At 71.8% G+C, this 3,782-nt stretch carries 4 protein-coding genes; 1 reads left to right on the forward strand and 3 read right to left on the reverse strand.

The genetic code is table 11. The features are described 5' to 3' along the window. On the forward strand, nt 1-166 hold a 166-nt coding region (locus AB0O00_RS32230), incomplete at its 5' end, for a LysM peptidoglycan-binding domain-containing protein (RefSeq protein WP_363657821.1). A 58-nt stretch (nt 167-224) separates the two neighbouring features. Here AB0O00_RS32230 and AB0O00_RS32235 read toward each other — a convergent pair. The 3 genes from AB0O00_RS32235 to AB0O00_RS32245 form a co-directional block, all read right to left on the reverse strand. Continuing rightward, on the reverse strand, nt 225-986 hold the full coding sequence (locus AB0O00_RS32235; protein WP_363657817.1) for a methyltransferase domain-containing protein: 762 nt from the start codon (nt 984-986) through the stop codon (nt 225-227). Nucleotides 987-1,134: 148 nt separating this feature from the next. Then, nucleotides 1,135-3,117, reverse strand: coding sequence for an amino acid transporter (locus tag AB0O00_RS32240; protein ID WP_363657823.1), 1,983 nt, complete (start codon nt 3,115-3,117; stop codon nt 1,135-1,137). A gap of 226 nt (nt 3,118-3,343) precedes the next feature. After that, on the reverse strand, nt 3,344-3,782 hold a 439-nt coding region (locus AB0O00_RS32245), incomplete at its 5' end, for a multicopper oxidase domain-containing protein (RefSeq protein ID WP_363657819.1).

Here is a 3,782-nt window from a genome sequence, read left to right on the forward strand (position 1 = left end):
CTCGGCGGGCGAATGGCGGGTCGGCCGGGGCGACACCCTCGCCGGCCTCGCCGACACCCTCCGCCTGCCCGGCGGCTGGCCCGCGCTCTACGAGGCCAACCGTGACGTCGTCGGCGACGACCCGGACCTCATCCAGCCGGACATGGTCCTGCGCCTGCCGTCCTGAGCCCCGCACGCCGCCGCCCACGCCCCCACCGAGAGGGGACGTGGGCGGCAGTGCGTCGTCAGGCCCGCTCCGCCACCAGGAAGTGCAGCCCCCGCGCCCCCACCTCGCTGTGCCGGACGGCCAGGCCCGCCGCCGCGCACTGCTCCTCGACCCAGGCCGGCGCGAGCCGCAGCTTCGGGTAGCTGCTGACCTCCTGCGTCCACGTCCCGCCGCTGCGGGTGTGGATCAGGTCGTGCACCAGGGCCGTCTCCTCGTCCGGGTACTCCAGCACACAGGTCATGATCCGGTCCTCGGTGGCCCGTACCGGGAGGAAGCGGTCGGTGCCGGTGAGCGGCCGGGTCAGGTCGCGGAAGGACAGCACGAGCCGCCCGCCCGGCGCGAGCGCGAGCGCCGCGTCCCGCAGCAGCTCGACGACGTCCTGCCGCGCCGGGAGGTGCGTGAGCGTGTCCCCCATGCACACCACGGCGGCCACCGTGCCCGGCCCGGTGTGCGCCGGCAGCGCGCCCCGCAGGTCCGCCAGGACCGGCCGGACGGCGTCCCCGTGCCCGGCCTTCGCGGCGAGCCCGGTCAGTTCGTCGAGCAGCCGGGCGCTCGTGTCGACGGCGAGGACGGTCCCGAAGCCCAGCGCGGCGAGGGCGAGGCTCTGCGGCCCCGGCCCGGCCCCCAGGTCCACGGCGAGCCGCCCGGCGCCGTCCGCCCGCACGCCGAGCCCGGCGAGCAGCTCGGCCTGCGCCTCGGCGAGCGCGGGGACGTCACCGCCGAGCATCCAGCTGTAGTGGGCGGCGAGGAGACGCTCGTAGTGCTCGGGTGCGGTGGTCATGCACGTGCCTTCCGTCCGAAGTTCCTGTCCCTGATGGCATGTTAGGAACTCCTGCCCCAGGCGAAACCGGCGCCCCCGGAAAAGCCGCCGGAAAAGCGGCCGGCCCGCCCGGTCACCAGGACCGGACGGGCCGACTGCCGTGCAGGCGCTATCCGACGTGGACGCGCGGGCGGCGCGTCCGGTCCGGCTCCGCCTCGCGCAGCACCTCGCGGGTGACCGGCGCCACCTCGCCCTGGCCGAACAGGAAGAACCGCAGGAACTGGGCGAACGGGTTGCCCTCGGTCCACTCGAAGTACAGGTGCGGCCGCTGGCCCGTGCGGTCCCGGACGGTGAGCGCCAGGGCGGCGATCGCGTTCGGCACGCTGGAGCTCTCCAGCGTCAGCACCCGGTAGCGCCCGTGCAGCACCTCGCCGCGGACGGTCAGCTCGGACTCGAAGTCCGACGCGTCGCGGACGGTCACCTCGACGAAGACGAGGTCGTCCTCGCCCGGGATGTCGTTGTCGGCGCGGATCTGGCGGATCTTGTCCCGGTACTCGGCGATGTCGCGCTGGGTCGGCTCGTTGGCGATCAGGCGCAGCGGGCGGTGCGCGTAGTCCCGGATGAAGCGCTCGGCCGTCTCGTCCAGGACCACGTCGGTGACGCGCAGCTCGAAGGCCCGCTTGAGCCGGGAGAGCAGCGAGACCAGGATGATGCCGGCGATGAAGCAGGCACCGATCTTGACACCGTCCGGACGCTCCATCGTGTTGATCACGGTGGTGTACAGGAACACCACCGAGATGACGCCGAACGCGATGGTCCAGCCGCGTTCGCGCTTCTTGTAGGCGGCGATGGTCACGGCGATGGCCGCCGAGCTGATCAGGACCAGCACACCGGTGGCGTAGGCGCCGCCCTGGGCGTCGACGTTGGCGTCGAACAGCCAGGTGATCAGGAAGCCGACGAAGGTGAGGACGATCACCATCGGGCGCACGGCACGGGCCCAGTGCGGGGCCATGCCGTAGCGCGGCAGGTAGCGGGGCAGGAGGTTGAGCATGCCCGCCATGGCGGAGGCGCCGGCGAACCACAGGATGGCGATGGTGGAGAGGTCGTACGCGCTGCCGAAGGTGCCGCCCAGGTACTGGTGCGCCAGGAAGGCGAGGGCACGGCCGTTGGCCTGGCCGCCGTCCTCGAACTCCTTGGCCGGGATGAGCAGCGTGCAGATGAAGCTGGTGGTGATCAGGAAGGCGCTCATGATCACGGCGGCGGTGGTGAGCAGCTTGCGGGTGCCGCGGATCCGGCCGACCGGGTTCTTCTCGGTGTCGTCGGCGTCGCCCTTGATGTGCGGCATCACGGCGACGCCGGTCTCGAAGCCGGACATGCCGAGCGCGAGCTTCGGGAAGACGACGAGCGAGACGCCGATCATGACGAACACGTTGCCGTGCTCGGCGGTCAGCGCGCCGGACCAGTCGGTGACGACGTGCGGGGCCTGGATGATCTTCCAGAGGCCGACCGCGACGACGACCACGTTGAGCGCCAGGTAGATCCCGACCAGGCCGACGGCCAGGCCGATCGCCTCGCTGAAGCCCTTCAGGAAGACCGCGCCGAGCAGCGCGACCAGGATCAGCGTGATCAGCATCTGCTTGCCGCCGAGGACGCTGGTCAGGTGCGGGTTCTCGACCAGGTGCGCGCTGGCGTCGGCGGCCGAGAGCGTGATCGTGATGATGAAGTCCGTCGCCGCGAAGCCGAGCAGGGCGAGGACGAACAGCTTGCCCTTCCAGAACGGCAGCAGCCGCTCCAGCATCGCGATCGAGCCCTCACCGCGCGGGCTCTCCTTCGCGACCCGCCGGTAGACCGGCAGCGCGCCGAACAGGGTGACGAGCACGAGGACGATCGTCGCGATCGGCGACAGCAGGCCGGCCGCGAGGGCGGCGATGCCCGGCTGGTAACCGAGCGTGGAGAAGTAGTCGAGGCCGGTCAGGCACATCACCCGCCACCAGCTCTGGCCCTGGTGCCCGCCGTGCGCGTCGCCGCCGTCCTGCCCTTCCTGCCCTTCCTGGTCACCCTGCGTGTCCTTGGCCACGGACGCGTCGGCCAGCAGCCAGTTGCGGAGACGTATTCGCGCGGACGGCGCGACCTCCTCGGGGGAGACCGGCACCACCGCCGTCCCCGTCTGCGTCGAACCCGACGAAACCACCTTGCACCTCTTGATTAAAGACCCCGTAAAAGCGCCGTCGGGCGACGGCAGTGCGCCAGGCTATGCGACCTGCGTTAAGGAGTCGTCATCGGGCCGCGTTAAGAAAACGTCATGGTGGTGGACGTCTTGGCGCCGCAGGGGGCGCGCCGGGCCGGGGAGCACGCCCCCGGCCCGGCGCCCGCAGGCGTTACGCCTGGTAACCGAGGACCGTCATCATGCCCGTCTCCGCGTGGTAGACGTTGTGGCAGTGGACCATCCACAGCCCCGGGTTGTCGGCGTCGAAGTCCACGGCGAGGGTCGTGCCCGGCAGCACGATCGCGGTGTCCTTGCGCGGGCCGCCGCCGTCCTGGCTGACCAGTTCGAACGTGTGTCCGTGCAGGTGGACCGGGTGCCACATGTCCGTAGCGTTCCGGAACTCCAGCCGCACCCGCTCCCCCGACGCCACCGGGTAGCGCTGCGACGGGTCGTACTTGCGGCCGTTGAAGGCCCAGTCGGCCTTCGCCATGCCGCCGGTCAGCTCCAGCCGCACCGTCCGGTCCGGCGCCTTCGCCGGCAGCCGGACGCCCGCGCCGGCCCTGAGCCGCGCGGCCGTCACGAGCTTGCCGTCCAGCTCGGCCGGGCGCACC

The organism is Kitasatospora sp. NPDC093558 (assembly GCF_040683475.1).
Lineage (GTDB): Bacteria > Actinomycetota > Actinomycetes > Streptomycetales > Streptomycetaceae > Kitasatospora.